The 22,109-nt window shown below is 65.7% G+C and carries 23 protein-coding genes; 9 read left to right on the top strand and 14 right to left on the bottom strand.

Going from position 1 to position 22,109, the window contains the following annotated elements:
• The 3 genes from VGQ94_08455 to VGQ94_08465 form a co-directional block, all read left to right on the top strand.
• Positions 1-626: efflux RND transporter periplasmic adaptor subunit (locus VGQ94_08455; GenBank protein ID HEV2022547.1), on the top strand; the 626-nt coding region annotated here is incomplete at its 5' end.
• Positions 623-1,609: a tetratricopeptide repeat protein gene (locus tag VGQ94_08460; protein ID HEV2022548.1), complete on the top strand. Its 987-nt coding sequence runs from the start codon at positions 623-625 to the stop codon at positions 1,607-1,609. The genes VGQ94_08455 and VGQ94_08460, both read left to right, overlap by 4 nt.
• A 123-nt stretch (positions 1,610-1,732) precedes the next feature.
• On the top strand, positions 1,733-2,101 hold the full coding sequence (locus tag VGQ94_08465; protein HEV2022549.1) for a hypothetical protein: 369 nt from the start codon (positions 1,733-1,735) through the stop codon (positions 2,099-2,101).
• Between the two features lie 76 nt (positions 2,102-2,177).
• Here VGQ94_08465 and hpnE read toward each other — a convergent pair whose 3' ends face one another.
• From hpnE to recN, 12 genes are all read right to left on the bottom strand, one after another.
• A complete protein-coding gene (gene hpnE, locus VGQ94_08470) occupies positions 2,178-3,602 on the bottom strand; it encodes a hydroxysqualene dehydroxylase HpnE (GenBank protein HEV2022550.1) in 1,425 nt (474 codons plus the stop codon).
• Positions 3,599-4,510, bottom strand: a complete 912-nt coding sequence (locus VGQ94_08475) for a phytoene/squalene synthase family protein (protein HEV2022551.1) — start codon at positions 4,508-4,510, stop codon at positions 3,599-3,601. The genes hpnE and VGQ94_08475 overlap by 4 nt, the downstream gene beginning before the upstream one ends.
• Positions 4,507-5,463 carry a squalene synthase HpnC gene (hpnC, locus tag VGQ94_08480; protein ID HEV2022552.1) on the bottom strand — a complete coding sequence of 319 codons (957 nt, stop codon included), beginning with the start codon at positions 5,461-5,463 and terminating at the stop codon, positions 4,507-4,509. The genes VGQ94_08475 and hpnC overlap by 4 nt, the downstream gene beginning before the upstream one ends.
• A 33-nt stretch (positions 5,464-5,496) precedes the next feature.
• Positions 5,497-6,534 (bottom strand): zinc-binding dehydrogenase, encoded by a 1,038-nt coding sequence (locus VGQ94_08485; GenBank protein HEV2022553.1) that lies wholly within the window; start codon positions 6,532-6,534, stop codon positions 5,497-5,499.
• Positions 6,535-6,547: 13 nt separating this feature from the next.
• Positions 6,548-7,684: a zinc-dependent dehydrogenase gene (locus VGQ94_08490; protein ID HEV2022554.1), complete on the bottom strand. Its 1,137-nt coding sequence runs from the start codon at positions 7,682-7,684 to the stop codon at positions 6,548-6,550.
• A gap of 8 nt (positions 7,685-7,692) precedes the next feature.
• Positions 7,693-8,463: a hypothetical protein gene (locus VGQ94_08495; protein HEV2022555.1), complete on the bottom strand. Its 771-nt coding sequence runs from the start codon at positions 8,461-8,463 to the stop codon at positions 7,693-7,695.
• Positions 8,444-9,436 (bottom strand): hopanoid-associated sugar epimerase, encoded by a 993-nt coding sequence (gene hpnA / locus VGQ94_08500; protein ID HEV2022556.1) that lies wholly within the window; start codon positions 9,434-9,436, stop codon positions 8,444-8,446. The genes VGQ94_08495 and hpnA overlap by 20 nt, the downstream gene beginning before the upstream one ends.
• A gap of 18 nt (positions 9,437-9,454) precedes the next feature.
• Positions 9,455-9,877, bottom strand: a complete 423-nt coding sequence (locus VGQ94_08505; GenBank protein ID HEV2022557.1) for a hypothetical protein — start codon at positions 9,875-9,877, stop codon at positions 9,455-9,457.
• 24 nt (positions 9,878-9,901) lie between these two features.
• Positions 9,902-11,023, bottom strand: a complete 1,122-nt coding sequence (gene hpnH / locus VGQ94_08510) for an adenosyl-hopene transferase HpnH (protein HEV2022558.1) — start codon at positions 11,021-11,023, stop codon at positions 9,902-9,904.
• A 12-nt stretch (positions 11,024-11,035) separates the two neighbouring features.
• Positions 11,036-13,033: a squalene--hopene cyclase gene (shc, locus tag VGQ94_08515; protein ID HEV2022559.1), complete on the bottom strand. Its 1,998-nt coding sequence runs from the start codon at positions 13,031-13,033 to the stop codon at positions 11,036-11,038.
• A gap of 4 nt (positions 13,034-13,037) precedes the next feature.
• Positions 13,038-14,018, bottom strand: a complete 981-nt coding sequence (ispH, locus tag VGQ94_08520) for a 4-hydroxy-3-methylbut-2-enyl diphosphate reductase (GenBank protein HEV2022560.1) — start codon at positions 14,016-14,018, stop codon at positions 13,038-13,040.
• A gap of 152 nt (positions 14,019-14,170) precedes the next feature.
• Positions 14,171-15,874, bottom strand: a complete 1,704-nt coding sequence (gene recN, locus VGQ94_08525; protein ID HEV2022561.1) for a DNA repair protein RecN — start codon at positions 15,872-15,874, stop codon at positions 14,171-14,173.
• 126 nt (positions 15,875-16,000) lie between these two features.
• Here recN and tolQ point away from each other — a divergent pair, with 126 nt between their 5' ends.
• The 6 genes from tolQ to VGQ94_08555 all read left to right on the top strand — a co-directional run bounded on the left by tolQ (position 16,001) and on the right by VGQ94_08555 (position 21,001).
• Complete coding sequence (gene tolQ, locus VGQ94_08530; protein HEV2022562.1) at positions 16,001-16,690, top strand: protein TolQ; 690 nt, start codon at positions 16,001-16,003, stop codon at positions 16,688-16,690.
• 10 nt (positions 16,691-16,700) lie between these two features.
• The gene (locus VGQ94_08535; GenBank protein ID HEV2022563.1) at positions 16,701-17,117 is read left to right on the top strand and encodes a biopolymer transporter ExbD; all 417 of its coding nucleotides are present in this window, start codon (positions 16,701-16,703) and stop codon (positions 17,115-17,117) included.
• Positions 17,104-17,874: a TonB family protein gene (locus tag VGQ94_08540; GenBank protein HEV2022564.1), complete on the top strand. Its 771-nt coding sequence runs from the start codon at positions 17,104-17,106 to the stop codon at positions 17,872-17,874. The genes VGQ94_08535 and VGQ94_08540 overlap by 14 nt, the downstream gene beginning before the upstream one ends.
• Before the next feature lie 45 nt (positions 17,875-17,919).
• Positions 17,920-19,245, top strand: coding sequence for a Tol-Pal system beta propeller repeat protein TolB (gene tolB, locus VGQ94_08545; GenBank protein HEV2022565.1), 1,326 nt, complete (start codon positions 17,920-17,922; stop codon positions 19,243-19,245).
• 98 nt (positions 19,246-19,343) lie between these two features.
• Positions 19,344-20,072 (top strand): peptidoglycan-associated lipoprotein Pal, encoded by a 729-nt coding sequence (gene pal / locus VGQ94_08550; protein HEV2022566.1) that lies wholly within the window; start codon positions 19,344-19,346, stop codon positions 20,070-20,072.
• 101 nt (positions 20,073-20,173) lie between these two features.
• Positions 20,174-21,001 (top strand): tetratricopeptide repeat protein, encoded by an 828-nt coding sequence (locus VGQ94_08555; GenBank protein HEV2022567.1) that lies wholly within the window; start codon positions 20,174-20,176, stop codon positions 20,999-21,001.
• Between the two features lie 22 nt (positions 21,002-21,023).
• On the opposite strand, the gene VGQ94_08560 is transcribed toward VGQ94_08555, so the two are convergent.
• A complete protein-coding gene (locus VGQ94_08560) occupies positions 21,024-21,506 on the bottom strand; it encodes a hypothetical protein (protein ID HEV2022568.1) in 483 nt (160 codons plus the stop codon).
• 361 nt (positions 21,507-21,867) lie between these two features.
• On the bottom strand, positions 21,868-22,109 hold a 242-nt coding region (locus tag VGQ94_08565), incomplete at its 5' end, for a hypothetical protein (GenBank protein ID HEV2022569.1).

Consider the following 22,109-nt stretch of genomic DNA (forward strand, 5'->3'; position numbering starts at 1 on the left):
AAGGCAGCGCCACCTACGCCGCCGCCGCGGCGCTCTTGCGCGATGCCAACGTGCGCGCTGAACGCGATGGCATGGTCTATTCCCTGCCGGTGCGCGAAGGCCAGTACGTGAATCCCGGCGACCTGCTGGTGCAGGTGGCCGACCTGGCCACCATTCAGTTGCTCGCCTTCGTGGACGAACCCGAGATCGGCCGTCTGGCCAAGGGGCAGAAGGTCACCGTGACCTGGGACGCGCTCCCCGGACGCAGCTGGGAGGGCACGCTGACCCGCGTCCCCACTACTGTCACCCTGCGCGGCACCCGCACCGTGGGCGAGCTGACCTGCGAGGTGGCGAACTCCGACATGAAGCTTCTGCCCAACGTGAACGTCAGCGTGCTGGTGATCACCGCCCGCCACGAGAACGCGCTCACCATCCCCCGGGAAGCGGTGCGCGACGAAGTCGGCAAGCGCTACGTCTTTGAGATCGTGGAGGGCGAGCTGAAGCGGCGCGAGGTGGAGACCTCGGTCTCCAACCTGACGCGCATCGAGATCACACGGGGGCTGAAGGAGCAGGCGCAGGTCGCGCTGGGCAGCGACGGGGCCGAGACCCTGCGCGACGGCATGCCGGTTCGGGTGGTGCGCCGATGAGACTCCGCGTGCTCATCGTGGCGCTGGTGGTGATGCTTGCCGCCCTGCCCGCCAGTTCGAAGGTAGCTCTTCCCATGCCGGCACAGGACCTGCTCAACCAGGGCCGCGTGGACGATGCTATCGCCCAATTGCAGGCGCGCATCCAGAAAAATCCCAACGACGCCGAGGCCCACCACCTGTTGTCGCGCGCCTATCTCATGATCGAGTCCTGGGACAAGGCAGTCCCCCCGGCGGAGCAGGCCGTAGCCCTCGAGCCCGACAACAGCGACTATCACCTGTGGCTGGGCCGCGCCTACGGACGCAAGGCGGAGCATTCCATCTTCTTCAAGGCCATCGGCTGGGCCCGGAAGTGCAAGTTGGAGTTCGAGCGCGCCGTGGAATTGAACGCCGCCAACGTGCCCGCACGCGCCGACCTGGCGGAATATTACCTGGAAGCCCCCAGCTTCCTGGGCGGAGGCAAGGACAAGGCCCAGGCCCAGGCGGAGGAGATCGCCTCCCGCGACAAGGCCGCGGCCCACATGGTGCGGGCGCGCGTGGCGGAGGACGGCAAGGACTACGACACCGCCGAGCGCGAGCTGTGGGCGGCCATCGCCGCGAGCAACGAGCCCGCCGGCTACTGGCTGGACCTGGCCGCGTTCTACCGCCGCCGTGATCGCCTCAATGACATGGAGGACGCCACCAACAAGGCGGTGGCCGCCGACAAGCAGAAGGACCCAGCCATCCTGGTGCAGGCCGCGGCCCTGCTGCTGCGCGCCGGACGCAACCTCCCCGGCGCCGCGGTGCTGGCGCGCAAGGCTCTTTCTTCTCCCGTTTCCACCAACGGCGCTCCCTCGTTCCAGGCCCACTACCTGCTGGGCCAAGCGCTGGAGAAGCAAGGCGACAACGCCGGCGCGGAGCGCGAGTATCGCGCCGCGCTCTCCCTGGCCAGAGACTACAAGCAGGCCCAGAAAGCCCTGAAGCACATCCAGGAACAGCAGAACTGACGCCGCTTCGCCCGCCCGGGTTGCAAACCAGGGGCGGCGTCCGTTAGATTGCACATCTTTCCTTTTTTCCAAGGTGAAACCATGGATCGTCGCGCGCGCGCAGGTTGCGTTTCCAGACTTCTGATGCTCACTCTCGTTTTGGCCGCCGCCCCAGCGGCCCCGGCGGAGCCGCTTCCCTTCCGCCGGGCCATCGAGCTGGCGGTGCAGCACAGCGGAGGCATGGTCATCGCCGCCGCCGACCAGACGCGGGCGCAGCAGTCCTATCAGGAGGCCCGTAGCCTGTTCTATCCCCAGATGGCACTCGGCTCGGGGCTGGCGACCACCTGGGGCTTCCCGCTGAGCATCGAGGGCTCGGCGCCAGCCCTCTTCCGCTTCAAGGTGGAGCAGATCGAGCAGGAGCGGGTGCGGGCGGGCGTGGACAGCGAGGTCGAGCTAACCCGGTCCCGGCTGGGGAAGGCGCGCGTCCTCACAATCGAACAGTGGGGGACCTAAAAAACCGCTTTGCGGCACCCCAGTATTCCAGCTTGTTCGATGATTACCTAATAAACGAAGCGGAGCTTAAGTTCTTCTAGCTCCGACTGCCGGAGCCATGCCTGAACAAGCGCATGAAGCCTGTCGCCGCCAGGTCCGGGAGCAGGAACTTTTCTTGCCGGCCGGCGCTGCGCGCCAGAGCCTCAGCCGCCTGATAGCCGCTACGCACCGCGCCCTCCATGGTTGCCGGCCAGCCGGTGGCGGTCCAGTCGCCTGCCAGGAAGACGCTGGGCCAGGCCGTCGCCGTGCCCGGACGGTAATCGTCGGAACGCGGCAGGGCCGAGTAGGTGGCGTGCACCTCCTTGATGACCGTGGACTTAATGAGCTTGGCCTCAGCCGCGCCGGGGAAGAATTCGCGCAGTTCGCGTAGCGCCATTTCTTCGATCTCATTCTTCGGCTTCTCCACCAGCGCCTTCGAGGAGCTGACCACCAGCTCCACGTAGCTCCCGCCCTGGTTTGAATCAGCACGCTGCACCAGCTCTGACTTATGGAACATCCACTGGATGGTGCGGTCGAGCAGCACGGCGTGCTCGAGGTCGGTGATCTGGCGGTCGAACCAGAGGTGGATGCCGGTGATGGGCGAGGTCTCGAAACGCGCGAGCTGCTGGCGCAAGGGCTGCGTATCCCCAGCGTCAGGGAGCAGGCGGGCGAGCGCGTCGAAGGGCACGGCGAGAACTGCGAAGTCGCTCCGGACTTCCCTTCCCGCAAGGCAGAGGCGGACCTGGCCCGGCTCCGGCTGGAAGGATTCCACCGGCGCGCGCAGTGCCACCTCGCCGCCGCGAGCGCGGATGTAATCGGCGCCGGCGCTGTAAAGCTCGGTCAACGGGACGGTGGGAATGCCCATGCGTCCCGCCTCCGGCGACTTCAGGAACGACTCGCGGAAAACCTGCGCCGCATAGTGGACGGACATGCGGTCGAGGTCTTCGTTGAGCGCGCTCACCAGCACCACCTTCCAGAAGCGCTCGATGGCGCGCTCGGTCTGCCCGTGGCGGCGCAGCCAGGCGAGAAAGTTCTCTTCCGTTTCTTTCGGCAAAGTCACGGTGATGGCCAGCATGCCGCGCGCGATGGCCCGCTTGTCCGCAAAGGAGAGCGAATCCGCGCGCAGGAACGAGGGCGCGCTGTGGAAGGGCGCGGGCAGCCAGGAGGGCGAGATCACCGACTGGCGCCCTCCGGGCTCGACGAAGGTCAAGCGATCGAACCAGCGGATTTTCTCTTCCACGCCGATGCGACGGTAGAAATCCACCAGGTTGGTGCAGCAGCCGAGCAGGACGTGCTGGCAGTTGTCCACCACCTCGCCCGTCCCGGGATGTTCGTAGGAGGAGGCGCGTCCGCCGAGGTAGGGGCGCCGTTCGAGCAACGTGACGCGAAAGCCGGCACCGGCTAGGGCGCATCCCGCGGCCAGTCCGGCCAATCCTCCGCCCACCACCGCCACCGAGGGAGCGTCTGCGGCCAGCGGGCTCATGCGTAGAGGCGGCGCAGGAATCCCCGAGAGAGGATGGCGAGCTTCTGCGGCATGGTCATGCGGATCTTTTCGCCGAAGACGTTGTAACCCCGCTCGGCGATCTTCTCCAGCAGGCGGCGATAGATCTCCACCAGCACCCAGAAGGCGGGCTGGCTGTCGTGGTCGAGCAGGGGCAGCAGCTGGTCGGCGGCGCGGTAGAACTCGCGCGCGCGCCCGGTTTCGAACTCGAGCACCGGACGGAACTTCGCGGGATCGAAACCGTTGCGCAGGGCGCCGGGCGCGAGATCCTCCGGGGAGCGTCCGAACAGAGCCAGGTCTTCCTCGGGCAGGTAGATGCGCCCCAGGCCGGCGTCTTCCTTGACGTCGCGGATGATGTTGGTGAGCTGGAAGGCGATGCCGCACTTCTCGGCCAAGGGCTCGGCCGCCGGGTCGCGATAGCCGAAGATGCGGATGGTCACCAGTCCCACCACCGAAGCCACGTGGTAGCAATAGCGGTGGAGCTCGTCGAAATCGGCGAAGGTCAGGACCGCCCCCGCCGCGGCGTCCTGGGGCGGCAGGTCCATGGCCGTGCCCTGCACCAGCTTGTCGAACAGCTCGGGAGAGATGCTGAAGCGCTTCTGCGCGTCGGCGAGGGCAAAGAGCACGGGATCGTCCGTGGCTTGGCCGGCGAGCACCTGCTGAATGGTCTCGCGCCAGGCTTCCAGGCGGGCGCGGCGCTCGGACAGGGGAACTCCCGGCTCGTCGCACAGGTCGTCGCAGTGGCGCATGAAGGCGTACACCGCGCACAGAGCGTCTCGCTTCTCCCGCGGCAGCACCAGGAAGGCGTAGTAGAAGTTGCGCGCGGCGCGGCGGGTCACGCCGCGGCACACGGCGTGGGCGTGCGCGAGCTGTGCGCCGGCGCCGCTCATCCCAGCTTCCCCAGGAAGGCGCGGGCCACCAGCCAAAGCTTGCGCGGCTTGGAGATCACCGGGCGCCGGCGCAGCACGTCGTAGCCCTGGCGCTCGATGGCGTTCAGGATCTCCTGGCCGCCACGGGTGAAGAGCTCGATGTCCAGAGCCAGTTCGCGATCCACCTTCCCCGTCAACGGCAGGCCCTCGGCGAACCACTGGCGCGCGCGCCCGACTTCAAAGCGCATCAAGTCGAGGAAGGCCGGGGTAGCGCGGCGGGCGGCGATGTCGTCTTCCGACACGCCGAAGCGGCGCAGGTCTTCGAGCGGCAGATAGATGCGTCCCTTGCCGTAGTCCACGGTAACGTCCTGCCAGAAGTTGGCGAGCTGGAGCGCGGTGCAGGTGGCGTCGGAGAGCTGCTGGCGCTCCTCATCCCGGTAGCCGCAGACGTAGAGCACGAGCCGGCCCACCGGGTTGGCGGAGTAGCGGCAGTAGCCGAGAACGTCCTCGAAAGTCTGGTAGCGCGAGACCGACTGGTCCTGGCGGAAGGCCTTCAACAGGTCAGCGAAGGGCTGCTGCGGGATGTCGCAGGTGCGCACCGTCTCGCGCAGGGCGACAAACACGGGATGGCGGGGCGCGCCGTCGTAACACGCCCGCAGGTCTTCTTCCCACTCATCGAGCAGCCGCAGCGCGTCTTCGGGATTGCCCACCTCATCGCCCAGATCGTCCGAGATGCGGCAGTAGGAATAGACGCTAAAGAAATGCTGGTGGAGCCGTTCGGGCAGGAAGTGGGTGGCGACGGAGAAATTCTCGTAGTGGCTGCGGGCCAGCGTGCGGCAGTAGGCCTGGGCCTCGGCCAGCGAAGGAGCCAGCCGGGGGAAGGCGTAAGAAGCGGGGAGAGCGTCCCACCCGCGGCGGCCGGCGGAGGCCGAGGGCGAAAGCGAATCCAGCCCGGAGGTGGCGGCGGACGGCATGGTGTGATGGTGCGGCTCCTGCGCCGGCAAGCGTCAGTGGCCCGGGATAATCGCGGTCTTGATATCACCGTTGCGGTGCAGCATATGGTGCAGCACCTGCTGCAGGCGGGAAAGTGGCGCTTCCGCGGTGACGTAATCGGTGCTGCGGATCTTCTTCTCGGCAATCAGGGCAAAAGCCTTGCGCACCACCTGCGGGGTGTGGTGGAAGGTGGCCTTCAGGGTGATTTCCGAGTAATGCAGGCGGTTGGTGTCGAGTTCTACCTTGGTACCGGTGGCGCATCCGCCGAAGAAGTTGACGGTGCCGCCCTTGCGCGCCATGTCCACGGACCACTGCCAGGCTTCGGGGCGGCCCACGGCCTCGACGACCACATCCGCGCCCCGGCCGGACGGCGTCCGGCCACGGACCGCTTGCACCACGTCCTTGACCTTGCTGATGCTCACCACTTCATCGGCGCCGAAGCGCTTGGCGGCAGAAGCCTGGGAATCGTGCTTGACCACCGAGATCACGTTGCAGCCGGTCAGCTTGGCCGCCTGCACGAACATCAGCCCCACGGGACCGCCACCGATGATGGCCACGGTGTCGCCGATCTCCACGTTGGTCTCGTGCAGGCCGCGCAGCACGCAGGCCAGCGGCTCCACCATGGCCGCCGCCTCGAAGCTCACGTTCTCCGGGATGGCCAGCATGTTGCACTCGACGATGCGTTTGGGAATCTTGATGTATTCGGCGTAGGCGCCGTTGTTGAACAGCAGGTCCTCACACAGGTTGCCCTGGTGCTTGGAGCAGTAGAAGCACATCTGGCAGGGGGCGGAGTTCAGCGCCACCACCCGCATCCCCTTGCGGAATCCTTTGACCCCGGGGCCCACTTCCTCGATGAGGCCGGCCAACTCGTGGCCGAAGAGCGCCGGGGGGACGATCATGCGGGCGTGGTACCCGCGCAGATACACCTTGAGGTCGGTGCCGCAGGTGAGCGCCACCTGCACCTTGATGAGGACCTCGCCCTCCCCCACCCGGGGGATCGGCACCCTCTCGATCTTCACGTCCTCTTTGCCGTAGAGGACGGCCGCTGTCATCTGTCCGTTCACGTTACGAATGTCCTTCCCAGCTGCTGCCCGGCTGCACCACCACTTTCATCGAGTCCGGCTGCGGATGCGCCGCCAGTTCCAAAGCTTCGACTGCCCTGTCCAGCGGAAAGCGGTGCGTGATCAGCCGGACCAGATCCATTTCCTGGCCGAAGACAAATCGCACCGACTCCTCCTGCAAATCGACCGAAGCGCTGTAGGAACCGAGCAGCGTCTTCTCGTCCACGCATACGGCTGCGGGATCCAATGCCACCTCGCCGCGGACCGTCTGGGCGAACAATAGCACCCGCCCTCCGGGTCGCGCTGCCTCCAGCGCCTGACGGATCAAACTGTTCCCCGCGGCCGCCAGTATGACTGCGTCCGCGCCCCGCCCTCCGGTGGCTTCTTTCACCCGGGCCACAGAATCGGCCTGCGAAGCGTTCCCCGAGCCGAGAATCCCAAAGCTAGCTGCTATTGTAAGCCTCTGCGGGAGCAAATCGGAAGCGACTACCCGGGTTCCGGCCCGCAAGGCCAGCACTCCCAGCAAGATACCGATGGGCCCCTGGCCCATGACCAGGACCGTCTCCCCAGGTTTTAGGTGCAGGCTTTCGATACCCTTCATGCAGGTGTTCACAGGTTCGATGAAGGCAGCCTGCTCAAAGGTTATCTGCTCCGGGATCTTCACCACGCCGCTCTTCTGCCCCGGCGGCTGGACGATCCAGTCCATCACCCGGACGTACTCGGCGAAGCCTCCGCCGGAGGGCTCGAAGCCGGCCGTGCATCCCACCTTCTTATAGACCGGGCACTGGGCGAAGACCTTGTTTCGGCAGTAATAGCACTGGCCACAGGGGATGTGATGGAAAGCCATCACCCGGTCCCCAGGCTGGAAGTCGCGCACGCCTTCGCCGGCGGCAGCCACGACTCCCGCGATCTCGTGTCCGAAGATGCGGGGCGCGGAGTGCGAGCCGGTCGCGATCTTCTTCAGGTCGGTGCCGCAGATGCCGCAGGTGTGGACGCCGATCAACAGCTCGCCCGGCCCGACTTGAGGGACCGGCACGGTTTCCAGGCGAACCTCGCCCTGGCCACGATAGACGGCGGCCTGCATGGTGGCGGGCAGCTTCTGTGCCTGTCCCTGAGCGACGGATTTTGTAGCCACCGACATTTTCGCGTTCAACCTCTCGTCGCCACGCCGGCTGCGGGGATCGGATCCGCGGGTTGCCTGGCAGATGCAGGCGCACTCCCCTGCTCTGCTTCGCGGACAAAGCTGGCGAGAGCCTTTGCCAGCGCTTCCGCGGCCAAAGAGCAGTTGCGGCCAAAAGTTCGCGCCGATGCCCAGAGCCACGGCCGCAATGCCACGTAGACAGCAAACCTCAGCGTCTCGAATTCTCCACTGGCGTCAATGAACCCCTCGGTCGGCGGCACGGGAAAGTCCAACTCGTCAGAAATCGCCTTCAGGGCGCGGAACCCTACGCCCTCCGCCTGGGCCGCGCGGGCCACCGCCGCCGCCTCCATGTCGACGGCTTCGGCGGAAAACCGCTCGGCCAGCCGCTGCTTCTCTTCCGGGCCAACCACGCCGGCCGCGGTCACAAGGACCCCGCTGCCCACGCCTCGGGTCTCAAAAGCCGTTCCGGTCGAAGCCGCGATCACCTTGGCCGGGTTCAGGATCGAAGCCACCCGCAGCTCCGGAACTATCGCTCCCGCGAATCCTGCGGAGACCACCACCTGCGGCCGGTAGCGCTCGATGACGGCGCGGGTCGCCTCGGTGGCTGCCTCGCGACCGATGCCGCCGCAGACCACCACCGCGCTCTCCGACTCGAAGAAGCGCAGCCGGTGCAGCCCGTCGGCGGCGGGGAGGCGGTAGCTCCGCCAGCCGCGCACCAGCGGCCGGACCTCCCGCTCCAGCGCGGCGACGATGGCTACTTTACGCGGTGACGTATCCATGATTTCGGAACCACTCTGCCGCGCGGCCGAGCGCGGCCTCCACCGGGACGACCTTCCATCCCAGTTCGCGCTCTGCTTTCGCGGAAGAAGCAAACATCTTCTTGCGGCCCATGCGCACCGCGTCCAGCGTGACCCGCGGCTCGCGACCGAGCAGCATCCCGGTGAAGAAGGTATCGACAGCACCGCTCACGAGCGCCACCGCATACGGCAGCTTCACCGTGGGCGCGGGCAGTCCGGTCAGGGCGGCCAGCTTGTCGAGGATCTGCTTCAGCGTCAGGTTCTCGCCTCCCAGGATGTAGCGCTCGCCCGGCTGCGCCTTCTCCGCCGCCGCGATGTGTCCGCGAGCCACCTCGGCCACGTCCACCAGGTTTAACCCTGTATCCACGTAGGCCGGAAACTTCCGGTTGAGAAAGTCGAGCACGATGCGCCCGGTGGGCGTGGGTTTGATGTCCTGCTCGCCCACCGGCGTCGTCGGATTCACCAGGACCACGTTCTGCCCGGCGCGCGCCGCCTCCAGCACCACCTGCTCAGCCAGGAACTTGGAGCGCTTGTAGTGACCGATCATGTCGCCGAGCGCGACCGGGGAATCCTCATCCGCCGGACGGCCGTTCCCGGTGAAGCCCATGGTGGCCACGCTCGAGGTGTACACCACGCGTCGGACTCCGGCTTCCTGTGCGGCTTTCAAGATGGCCCGCGTGCCCTCGACGTTCGAGCGATACATGGCCTCGGGCTCCCGAGTCCACAGGCGATAGTCGGCAGCGACGTGAAACACCAGCTCGCAGCCCGACATCGCGCGCCGCAGTGAATCCGAATCCCCCAGGTCTCCGGTCACCCGCTCGGCCGAAAGGCCCTCAATGTTCTCGGTGCGGCTGGTGGGACGCACCAGCAACCGCAGCTCGGCTCCCTGCCCGGCCAGGGCGCGGGCCACGTGGCTTCCCACAAAGCCGGTGGCGCCGGTGACAAAAGCTCTCATACGTCCAGCGTGTCGAGGTCAGTCAAGCTTCTCGGGCTCGATACCGATGTTGGTTTCGCCTGCCCGGCGCTTCTCCCAGTATTTGCGCACCCAGGCTTCCCAGCTCCGGCCCGCGGCCGTGTCGCGTCCGCTGAAGGATAGGGCGGCGATCTCCGCGTAAGTGATGCTGAGCTTCTCATCGCTGCCCGCGGGCAGGACGCGGATGCGGGAACTCTTCAGGTCCGTGCCATGCCGCCGGTCGAAGACGTAGCCCTCGATCCTGCGGCCGTCCTTGAGCGTGAGGGTGACATCGCCGCGGTAGTCAAAGGCCTGGTCCAGGACGGCGCGCAACTCTGCCTCACCCGCCAGCGGCGGCACCCAGCCTTCCAGGTTCTCGTGTTGAGTGCCCGGCGCGACTTCGAGCGCTTCGGGGTCGTGTGTCGGCCTGAGGTTCTGTGACATGACTTGTATGTCCTTGGGCGTCCTTTAGACGCTCGTCTCCTGCGCGGCGGGAGACTCGATCTTCACCAGCGGGTTATAGGCGTGCACCGGCCGCACCGGCTGCTGGAGCATCTCGAGCGCCCGCTCGTCCGGGTAAGCGCTCTGCATGGTGGCCCGCACCGTGCGCAGGAATCCGCGCAGCGAGCCAAAGGTGTCATTCACCGCCGAGGTCTCATACCCGCAGTGCACCATGCAGTTGGCGCATTTCGGATTCCCCGATTCTGTTCCGTACTGCTCCCAGGGTGTGGCCGTCATCAGTTCCTGGAAGCTCTCGGCGTAGCCGTCCTGCAGCAGGTAGCAGGGTTTCTGCCAGCCGAAGATGTTGTAGGTAGGCATGCCCCAGGCGGAGCAGGCGTATTGCCGCTCGCCCATCAGGAACTCCAGGAAGAGTGGCGACTGGTTGAAGTGCCAGCTCTTCTTGCGATTGGAGAGGATGGCGCGGAACAGCTTGCGGGTGCGCGCCCGGCCCAGGAAGTGCTTCTGGTCGGGGGCCTTGTCATAGGAGTAGCCGGGAGAGAGCATCATGCCCTCGACGCCCAGCTGCATCATCTCGTCGAAGAAGTCGCGCACGCTGTTGGGATCGGCGCCATCGAAGAGAGTGGTATTGGTGGTGACGCGGAAGCCGCGTGCCAGCGCTTCGCGGATGGCCTCGGCGGCGATGTCGTATCCGCCCTCGCGGCACACGGAGAAGTCGTGGTGCTCGCGCTGTCCGTCCATGTGCACCGAGAAGGTCAGGTACTTGCTGGGCCTGAAGCGGTCGAGCTTCTCCTTGAGCAGCAGCGCGTTGGTGCAGAGATAGACGTACTTGCGGCGCGCCACCAGGCCCTCGACGATCTTCTCGATCTGGGTGTGCATCAGCGGCTCGCCGCCCGGAATGCTCACCACCGGCGTCCCACATTCCTCCACCGCGCGGAAGCACTCCTCGGGCGTGAGTTCCTTCTTCAGGATGTGGGGCGGATACTGGATCTTGCCGCAGCCCGCACAGGCCAGGTTGCAGCGGAAGAGCGGCTCCAGCATGAGGACCAGGGGATAGCGCTTCCGCCCGGCGATCTTCTGCCGCAGGACGTAGGTCGCGACCGTCCACATCTGCGAAACAGGTACCGGCACAGGTTCCTTTCCTCAGCCTTCCAGGGTTCCAACGTCGGACGACAAGCGGCCTTCGTTCTCCGCCGCCATCACTTTGGCATAGGTGGTCAACGCCAGCAGCGGGAAATAGTCCCGGTACAGGTGATACGCGAGATAAAAGACCCGCGGGAACCCGGTGCCGGTGAAATTCTGTTCATCCCAGGAGCCATCCTTCTTCTGGGTGCGCAGCAGGTAGGCGATGCCGCGGGCGGCGCAATCGCTGCGAGTGTCGCCGGCGGCCAGCAGTCCCATCACCGCCCAGGCGGTCTGCGAAGGAGTGCTGGGGCCGACGCCCTTGGTGTTGGCGTCGTCGTAGGAGCCACAAGTCTCGCCCCAGCCGCCGTCGGAGTTCTGCACCATGCGCAGCCACTCCGCCGCCTGCTGGATGTAGGGCTCGTGGTTGTCCACGCCCATGGCCTCCAACCCGCGCAGCACCTGCATGGTGCCGTAGATGTAGTTCACGCCCCAGCGGCCGAACCAGGAACCGTCGGTCTCCTGGTGCCGGCGGATGAATTCGATGGCCCGCTCGACCACGGGGTCCTGGCGGGAGTATCCATGGTCCGCCAGCATCTCCAGCACCCGCCCGGTGATGTCCACGGTGGGCGGATCGAGCATGGCGTTGTGGTCGGCGAAGGGGACGTACTGGAAGACCATGCGCGTGTTATCGCGGTCGAAGGAGGCCCAGCCGCCGTCCCGGCACTGCATGGAGAGCACCCAGCGCAGGGCGCGGTCCACCGATTCGTGCTGATAACGCTCGTTGGGATGGTCCACCCGGCTGAGCGCCAGCATCACCATGACCGTATCGTCCACGTCGGGATAGAACTCGTTGTTGAACTCGAAGTACCAGCCCGCGGGCTCGGCTTGCTTGTTCTTGACGCACCAGTCGCCGCGATGCGTGACCTGCTTCTTGAGCATCCAGTCGGCGGCGGCCACCAGGCGCGGCTCGTTCCCGGCCACGCCACTCTCGCCCAGGGCGAAGGCGACGATGGCGGTGTCCCACACCGGGGACTTGCAGGGCTGCATGCGGAATGTGTCTTCTTCCTCGATACCCAGGGCCTCGAACTCGTCCATGGCCCGGATGAACTGCGGGTCGTCCACCGAATAGCCCAGGCAGCGCAGGGCGATGATGCCGTTCATCATGGCGGGATAGATGGCGCCCAGGCCGTCGCTCATCTCCATGCGCGCCAGCATCCACTTCTCCGCCTGGCGGATGGCGATGGAGCGCAGCGGCCGCACGTGCACCGCTTCGAACCAGTGGGTCATGCGGTCCAGCACCAGGAACAGGTTGCGCCAGCTCACCAGCTTGGGCGACCACTTCAGCCGCATGTCGGAGCGGCTGCGGCCATGCAGGAACAGCTCCTCCACTCCCATCTCCGCCGGGATCTTCTTGAAGGGCTTCTTGGCGTAGGCGATGGAGAGCGGCACCAGGATGGCCCGCGACCAGGAGGAGATCTCGTAGATGTTGAACCAGAACCAGCGCGGGAACAGCACGATCTCCGGCGGGATGGCGGGCACGGAGTAATAGTCGTACTGCCCGAAGAAGCACAGGTAGATTTTGGTGAAGGTGTTGACCTGGGTGACGCCGCCCAGCTCCAGGATCTTCTTGCGGGCGCGCTGCAGCGCTGGATGGTCGGCCCTGTAGCCGGCCAGCTTCAGCCCGAAGTAGCCCTTGACCGAGGCGCTGACGTTCGAGGGCCCGCCGTGATAGATGCTCCAGCCGCCGTCGGGGTTCTGGTGCTGCAGGACGTAGCGCGCGGCCTTGGCGATGCGCTCCGGGTCGCCGGTGCCCAGCAGGGCGTGCAGCAGGATGTAGTCGGACTCGAGCGTGCTATCGGCTTCGAGCTCGCCGCACCAGTAGCCCTGCTCGTTCTGGATGGAGAACAGGTAGCGGCGGACGGCGTCGGTGGCCGCGGCCACGCGGCTCAACATGTCGTCGAGCTTGCCGAACAGCAGGTGCACCGGCTGGCGCCCGGCCGCCGAAGGATTCTCCATGGCGTTACTCCGCGGCCGCGGGCGTGGGAGCAGCGGCGATGGCTTGCACGATCTCCGGCGGCAGCCCGAAGCGGACGTTCTCCGGCATCACCTCGACCTCGCGCACGTTGGTGAATCCGGCGTTGGCCAGGAAGGTGATCACCTCTTCCACCAGGCACTCGGGAGCGGAGGCTCCCGCGGTCAGCGCCAGGGTCTTCACCCCTTCCAGCCACTCCGGGCGGATGGCGCGGAAGTTCTCGATCAGGTGCGAGGACGTTCCCAGGTTGCGCGCCACCTCCACCAGACGGTTGGAGTTGGAGCTGTTGTCGGAACCCACCACCAGCAGCAGATCGGCGTCTCCGGAGATGTCCTTGACCGCGATCTGCCGGTTCTCGGTGGCGTAGCAGATGTCCTGGGCGTGTGGGCCCTCGATGTTGGGGAACTTGCTGCGCAGGGCGGCGATGATGTCTTTGGTCTCGTCCAGGCTCAGCGTGGTCTGGGTGATGTAGGCGATGCGGTTGGGGTCGGGCACCACCAGCGACTCGACTTCTTCGGGCGTGCCCACCACCTGGGTGACCAGGGGCGCCTCGCCCAATGTGCCGATCACCTCGTCGTGGTCGCGGTGTCCAATGAGAATGATGGTGTAGCCCTCGCTGGCGTACTTGACGGCCTCCACGTGCACCTTGGTCACCAGCGGACAGGTGGCGTCAATCACCCGCAGCGCGCGGCGCTCGCTGGCCTCGCGTACCTCTGGGGAAACTCCGTGGGCGCTGTAGATTACACGCTCCCCGTTCGGAACCTCGCGCACGCTATCCACGAAGATGGCGCCCTTGGCCGAAAGCTCCTCCACGACGTAGCGGTTGTGGACGATCTCCTTGCGGACGTAGATGGGCGGGCCGAAGGTCTCCAGCGCGATGCGCACGATGTCGATCGCACGCACCACTCCCGCGCAAAAGCCGCGGGGCTTAAGCAAAAGCAGGGTTTTGTCGTTCCTGGAAGCGCTCATTCGGCTCCACTAAGTATAAGGGTTTGGCCCGGTTTCTGGAAGCTTGAACGTACCGCCGGCGTTCCCTTTCGGTCAACGTAAGCCCAAGAAAGGGCGGGAATTAGGATGGCACTAATATAGCTGACTCACCAAGGGCCGAACGGTCGCCTGCCTCAGACGTTGGTCTTCAGTAGTTGCTCGGCGTGTTTGCGCGAGGTCTCGCTGAGCTTCGCGCCGCTCAACATGCGGGCGATCTCCTCGGTGCGCTCGGCGGGCTCCAGCCGGCGGATGCGGGTGCGGCTGCGGCCCCCAACTTCCCGTTTTTCGATGGCGTAGTGGTGGTCGGCGAAGGAGGCGATCTGCGGCAGGTGGGTGACGCAAATCACCTGGTTCCCTGCTGCCAGCGCCTTGAGCTTGCGGCCCACGGCCTCGGCAGCGCGCCCGCCGATTCCGGAGTCGATCTCGTCGAAGATCAGGGTGCGGGAAACGGAGGGTGGGCGAGACGCCCGCCGGACAGCCGGTGAGACGCCGGCGCTACTCTCGACCGTCGCTTTGAGCGCCAGCATCACCCGCGAGAGCTCGCCGCCGGAGGCAATCTTCTCCACCGGGCCCAACGGCTCGCCGGGATTGGCGGAAATCAGGTAAGTCACATGGTCAAGGCCCGAGGCCGTCCAGCGCTTCTCCTCTTCGGCGCTCTCCACCTCGATGCGGAAACTCGCCTGCATGGCCAGGTCGTTCACTTCCTTCTCGACCAGCTTCTCCAGCGTCTTGGCGGCCTGCTGGCGCTTCTTGGAGATGGCGTGGGCGGCGGTCAGGTATTCGTCCACCACCGCGGCCAGTTCCTTCCCCAGTTGGCGCAGGACTTCGTCCTTGTTCTCCACCTCGTCCAACTTCCGTGAGACGTCCTGCCAGCAGGCGACCACGTCTTCGATGGTGGGGCCGTACTTGCGCTTGAGGCGGTCGAGCAGCGCCAGCCGGTCTTCGATCTCGGCGAGACGCCCGGGGGAAGCGTTGATCCCGCCCGCGTAGGAGCGGAGTTTGCCGCCGACCTCCTCCGCCGTGATGCGCGCCGACTCCAGGGCTTCGACGTCCTCGCGGAAGGTCGCGTTGTCATATCCGGCCAGCTCCTGCACCCGGCGCGCGGCCGTGCGCAGCGACGCCGCTGCCGCTCCCTGCCCCTCGTACAGAAGCTCATAGGCTTCGAGCGCGGCGGTGCGGATCTTCTCGGCGTTGGCCAGCACACGCTTCTCATTTTCCAGGCGCACGTCCTCGCCCGGCTCGAGCTGTGCGTCCGCGATCTCCTTCTTCTGGAACCTCCACAGGTCCACCATGCGCAGGCGCTCCTGCTCGTTGCGGTCGAGTTCCGCCATGCGCTCCCGGATGGACTTCCAGCGGGCGAAGGCCCGCGCGACGGGCTCGGTCGAAAGCCCGGCGAAGGCATCGAGCAGCTCGAGGCGCGCCGCCGCATCAAACGCCAGGACGGATTCGTTCTGCGCGTGGATGGAAGCCAGCCGCGGCGCGAGCAGCTTCAGCACCGCCACCGTGGCCGGCTGGTTGTTGACGAAGACGCGGCCTTTGCCGCCCGCCGCGATCTCGCGCCGCAGGATGAGCTGGCCGTCGGCGGCGTCCAGGCCATTCGCTTCCAGCACCTTCGCTGCCGCTTCCTCGCCCTCGAACACGGCGGTGACCACGGCCTTCTCCGCGCCGTGGCGCACCATCTCTGAGGAAGACTTCTCCCCCAGCAGCAGGGACAAAGCATCAATCAGGATGGATTTGCCGGCGCCGGTCTCGCCGGTGAGCAGGTTCAGCCCCGGCCCGAACTCCAGCGCCACCTGGTCGATGACGGCGTAATTTTCGACGCGCAGTTCGAGGAGCACGAGTGTCCTGAAGAAGTCGCTGGCCGCAGAATAGCACAGCTTTTTTGCACATCCCCCGGCCGACTTGGCGTTTGACTGGCAGGAACCGAGGTGCTACGGTCAGATTCAGGGCACTCTGCTTCCGGAATGGAGATACAAATCCACATTGTGACAGCCAGCTTCGTAGGCGGCGAGATCGTCAGCCTGATCCTGCAGAGCGGCCCTGTCGCCAAAGCGGTCCTGGTCATCCTGCTGCTGTTCAGCGTCTTTTCCTGGTCGGTGATGCTGTCCAAATGGGCGGCGCTGCGGCGCGCCCAGCAGCAGAGTGGGCGTTTCCTGCGCGCCTTCCGCAAAGCGGCGCGCCTCGAGGACGTGGCCGCCATCGCTCCCCAGTTCCGCGAGAGCCCGCTGGCCTCCGTGTTTGATGGCGGCTACACCGAGTATCGCCGCCAGGCGGCGAAGGGCGGGGCGGTGCGCATGACCGCGGTTGAGCGCGCCACGCAGATCGCCGCTTCGGAGGAGCTCACACGGCTGGAGCGCAGGCTGCCCTGGCTGGCCACCACGGGCGCGGTCACGCCCTTCATCGGTTTGTTCGGCACGGTGTGGGGGATCATTGACGCCTTCCACGGGCTGGGCACGGCCGGGGCCGCCACGCTGCGCGCGGTCGCGCCCGGCATCTCCGAAGCCCTGGTGACCACGGCGGCCGGCCTGGCCGCCGCCATCCCCGCCGTCATCGCCTACAACCACTTCACCCACTCCATCCGCGAGTTTGCCGCGCGCATGGGGGATTTTGCGCTCGAGTTCCTGAACGCTGTGGAGCGCAACTCTCCGGAATAGTGAGGTCGCAATGTCTTTCATGGTCCCTCGCGGGCGCACCCTCTCCGAGATCAACGTCACCCCGTTCGTGGACGTGGTGCTGGTGCTGCTCATCATCTTCATGATCACCGCCCCGGTGCTGCAATCGGGCATCGAGGTTTCGGTGCCCAAGACGAAAACGGTGAAGGAGATCACCGAGGAGCGACTGGTCATCACCATCGACCGCAGCCAGCGGGTCTATCTGGGCAACGAGCCGGTCAACATCCACCAGATCGGCGCCAAGCTGCGGGAGAAGATCCGCGACCCGGAGTCGCAGGCCGTCTTCCTGCGCGCGGATGAGAACGTCCCCTTCGGCGCCTTCGCCACCGTGATGGACGCGGTGAAGCAGGCGGGCATCACCAACGTCAGCATCGTCACCGAGCCTCTGAACCAGAATGCGAAACGCTGAGATCTTCTTCGAGCACGAGCCCTGGAAGGCGCCGCTAGTCGGGTCGGCGGTGCTGCACGGGGCCTTCTTCGGCGGCCTCCTGCTGTATGCCGCCGTCGTCGGGAGCCTGCACGGGGAAAGCTGGGGTGGCACGGGCTCGGGCGGCGAAGCCATGAGCGTCACCCTGGTGAGCCGCGCCGCAGTGCCACTGCCGCCGCCCTCCGAGGAGAGCCAGAACATCGTGGCCAACGAGTCCAAGGGACTCTCGGAGTCGGAGAAGCGGCCGCCGGAAACGAACGCTGTGGCCCTGCCCGAGCACGACACAACCAAGCCGGAGAAGAATCAGCGCAAGACCGTGCAGGAGAAGCCGCCCCCGCCCAATCAGGTTCCCTTCGGCCAGGGCGGTCCGGTGAGCGGGCCCTACGGAGTATTCAACGCCAACGGCGCCAAGGGCGGGCTGAGCCTGACCGGAGGCGGCGGCGACTTTGGCAGCCGCTACGGCTGGTACGTGGACGTGGTGCGGCGCAAGATCCAGGACAACTGGCTGAAGTACGAGGTGGACCCCAGCATCAGCTCGGCGCGGCGGGTGTACATCACCTTCGAGATCACGCGCTCGGGCGAGCCGGCGAACATCCAGCTCTCGCAGTCCAGCGGCATCCCCTCGCTGGACCAGTCGGCGGTGCGGGCGCTGCAGCGTATTGATACCTTCGGCTCGCTGCCGCCGGATTACTCCGGCAGCAAGGTCGCCGTGGAGTTCTGGTTTGATTACCGGCGCTAACGTCCACCACCGAGACACAGAGGCGCAGAGGTACACAGAGAAAACATGGTGAAACGATTCTTCGCATTCGCGTTCGTACTTTTGGCGGCAATCACAGCCGCCCCGCAAGAGGACTGGATCCGCACCGGCACCGGTCTGGGACAGGAGAAGGTGCGGCTGGCGGTACCGGAGTTCCAACTGGCCTTCGGCTCAACCCCGAACAGCGACACGCTGCGCAAGGTCTTCAACGACACGTTGTGGAACGATTTGGAGAACGCCGGCATCTTCGACATGGTCTCCAAGAGCTTTTATCCGCTCTCCCAGCCGGCCCGGCCGGCGGACGTGGCGCTGGACGCGTGGGGCAATCCGCCCGCCAGCGCCGGCATGCTGGCCTTCGGCAACCTGGGCGTGAGCAACGACGCACTGGCGGTGAAGGGCTGGCTGTACGACGTGAAGAACTCCGCCTCGCCCCTGGTGCTGGGCAAGCAGTACAGCGAAGCGGCGACGCCGGAGAACGCGCGGCTGATCGCCCATCGCTTCGCCGATGAGATCATCTTCCGTCTGGGCGGCGGACTGCCCGGCATCGCTGAGAGCAGGATCTTCTTCATCAGCAACCGCTCCGGGCACAAGGAAGTCTGGGCGATGGACTACGACGGCGAAGGCCAGCGGCAGCTCACGCGGCTGGGTTCCATCGCACTTTCGCCCCGGGTCTCGCCGGATGGCAGCCGTGTGGCCTTCACCTCGTTCGCCGGCGGCGGCGTGGAACTGGCCATGTACTCGACGGAACTGGGCCGCCTGGTGAGCTTCCCCCGCTACGGTGGGACCAACGCCTCTCCCGCATGGTCGCCCGACGGAACCAAGCTGGCCTTCTCCTCTTCCATGCGCGGCGACCCGGAGATCTTCGTGTCCGAGGCCTCGGGCGCCAGCCCCAAGCGGCTGACCTCTTACAAGGGTCCGGACATCTCGCCGGCGTGGAACCCGAAGAGCGGGTCGCAAATCGCCTTCGTCAGCGGGCGCACCGGCCTGCCGCAGATCTACGTGATGGACGCCGACGGCGCCAACGTGCAGCGGCTCACCGACGGCGGCTACGCCGTCTCGCCCTCCTGGTCGCCCAACGGCCAGTTCCTGGCCTTCTCCTGGAACCGCAACTACGGCCCGGGCGCGCCCGGCGGACAAGACATCTACATCATGGACATCGCCACACGTCACTGGGTGCAGTTGACGCGCGCCGGAAACAACGACTCTCCTTCGTGGTCGCCGGACGGACGGCACATCGTCTTCCAGTCGAGCCGCAAGGGGGGACAGATCTGGAGCATGCTCGCCGACGGCTCGCAGCAGCGTGCGCTCACTGCCTCCGGCTCCAACACTCAGCCCAACTGGAGCTGGAAGTAAGACTACGGAAAGAGTGCTTTTCTATTGGCGATTTCAACCCTCCGCAGTATCATCGAACTTCATAGTAAAAACGCGAAGGCATTCGTAAGGAGGCTGGTTTGATCGCGAAAACAAGGAAGTGGCCGACGCTGGCCCTGGCGTTGGCCGTCATCCTGACGCTGGGCGCGTGCAAGAAGAAGGAAGCGCCCCCGCCGCCTCCGCCTCCGCCGCCGGTGGCGGCGCCCACCGCGTCGCTCTCGGCCAATCCCAATGTGATCGAGCAGGGGCAGTCCACCACCTTGAGCTGGCGGACCGAGAACGCCACCGACGTCAGCCTGGAAGGCATGGGCTCGGTGGACGCCAACGGATCGCGCAGCGTGACGCCGAGTGACTCCACCACCTATCGCCTGATCGCCAAAGGACCGGGAGGCACGCAGGAGGCCACGGCGCGAGTCACGGTCAGAATGCCGACGACGACCTCGACTGTCAACGCCGGCGACGAGGAGTTGTTCGCGCAGAACGTCAAGGACGTCTTCTTCGATTACGACAAGTTCGACATCCGTTCGGACGCGGCCTCGCAGATCGCGGCCAACGCCCGCTTCCTGGCGCAGCATCCCAACATGCACCTTCTGATCGAGGGACACTGCGACGAACGCGGCTCCACCGAGTACAACATAGCGCTGGGCGATAACCGCGCCAGCTCCGCCAAGGATGCTCTGGTCAGGGCCGGCGTCAGCGCCGACCGCATCAAGACCACCAGCTTCGGCAAGGAGAAGCCGTTCTGCACCGGATCCAACGAGCAGTGCTGGCAGCAGAACCGGCGCGGCCACTTCGTCTTTCAGAGGTAGTACGAGCGGGCGGCGCCTGAGCGGGCCGCCCTTTTCTTTTCCACCCGCGCCCCGGGTTCGACCAAACGCCGGGGCCCAGTCCGCATCCAAAGGCTTACCTTATGAAAACACGAAGTCTGCTGTTTGTTCTTGTCGTCCTTCTCGCGGTCAGCTCCACCCCCAAAGCCTGGGGCGTCAGCAAGGAGATCATCCAGTTGCAGTCCCAGGTGCAGGCGCTCCAGGACCAGATGAGCCAGATGCGCCAGTCCTTTGACGAGCGCATGGGCGTGATGAGGAACCTGGTGGAGCAGTCGACCGACAACGTCAACAAGATGAGCACGGCGGTCAGCAGCCTGGAGAGACGCCTGGGCGACCAGAGCTCCGAGACCGCCTCCAAGGTCGACGATGTCTCCGGTCAGGTGCAGGCGCTGCACGACACCCTGGACGAGATGAAGGCGCGCCTGGCCAAGATCAGCAAGCAACTCGACGACATGAACGCCGCCAAGGAAAACCTGGGCGCGGCCACCGGCGGTCCTCCCCCGCCCCAGGCGCCTCCGCCCGACGTCCTGTACGACAACGCATTGCGAGACTTTACTGCCGCTCGCTATCCGCTTTCCGGCCAGGAGTTCACGGATTACTTGAGGTTCTACTCGGGTACCGACAAGGCGGGGAACGCGCAGTTCTATCTGGGCGACATCGCCTACAAGCAGGGAAACTACGCCCAGGCGGTGCGGGAGTACGACAAGGTCCTGGAGCAGTATCCGGGCAACATCAAATCGGCAGCGGCGCAGCTCAAGAAGGGCTACGCCCTGGGGGAACTGGGGCAGAAAGATGCGGCGGTGAGAGAGTTGCAGAACCTGGTGGCCCGCTACCCGCGCTCCCCGGAAGCCACCCAGGCCCGCGAGCGGCTGCGCAAGCTGGGGGCCGCCCCGTCCCGAGCGCGCCGCTGACTACTCGGTCCGCTGTCGCCGCCTAGGGTATCGCCGTAAAGCCGGTAAGGGGATTGCCGTAAAAGGCGTCCGTCTTCCACGCCAACTTGTCCCACGGAGCAAGGTCGACTAACACCTTGAAGGGCACGATCACTGTGTCGCTGCCCAGCTTGTTGGCGGAGGCGATGCCGTTGTCGAAGCTTCCGTCTTCAGCGACTGTGAATTTAGCGGTTCGGGTCAGGCGGCCCTCCTGCAGCACCTTGATCTCGTACTCGCCCGGAGCCTTACTCAGCTTCTCAACCACATCCTCCGACCCCTCACCCAAGAACTCACAGTCAACCGGCCACCACACGTAGGTCGCGGGTTCGAAGTTGGCCCCGCCGCAGTTCTCTCCCTTGGCGACCTGCTTGCCCTGATAAAACAGGTAGGGCCTCGCTTCCCCCGGCCTGCCGTGAAACCACATTTGAATGTTCAGCGTGCGGCCGCGCCAGAGGTAACCGATAGGGACTCCCCAATCTTCGTCCACGTAATACTCGAAGGAAAGTTTGTCCTGGGGGCATTTAGGGGGCGTCTTCGCAACCTTTGCCTTGCCCTGGAACAGGACGATGTTCGTCCCAGCAGTTCGTTGCTCATGTGAATCGCGAAATCGACCAGCCCGGTGAAGCGGACACTCTCTTCCACAGTGCCAGCACGGCATCCCGTTTCCCACCGCTTACCTTTCTCAATTTCCACGGTGATGCCGCAGTCGGCGGTTAGCCGCTACTTCCTGCCGGGGATTGAAAATTCCACCCAGAACCGGCTGCCGCTGGCGATGGGTCCGTTGACCCGGTCCCCGATTCCGGGTGTCCAGGCCGGGGGGTGTCTGCGCCGGGCGGCGCATGTGTTTTCTACTTCTTCTCTTCTTCCAATTCCAGGCTCCGCAGGCAGTACTTGATCTCCTGCGCCACTTCGGTGACGCGCATCCCCGCCTGGACCATCAGCTTGCAGGAAAGCGCCACGTGACTGGGAGTGCCTTCGCCCAGGTCGTAGGTGACGCGGCAGTACTGGCACTCCTCGTTCCAGCAGAAGCGTCCGTAGGCGACGTTCTCCGGGGCCAGGTACTGGAAGCCGCGCAGGAGCATGTTGCCTT

The sequence above is a fragment of the Terriglobales bacterium genome (assembly GCA_035937135.1).
GTDB lineage: Bacteria > Acidobacteriota > Terriglobia > Terriglobales > Acidobacteriaceae > DASYVL01.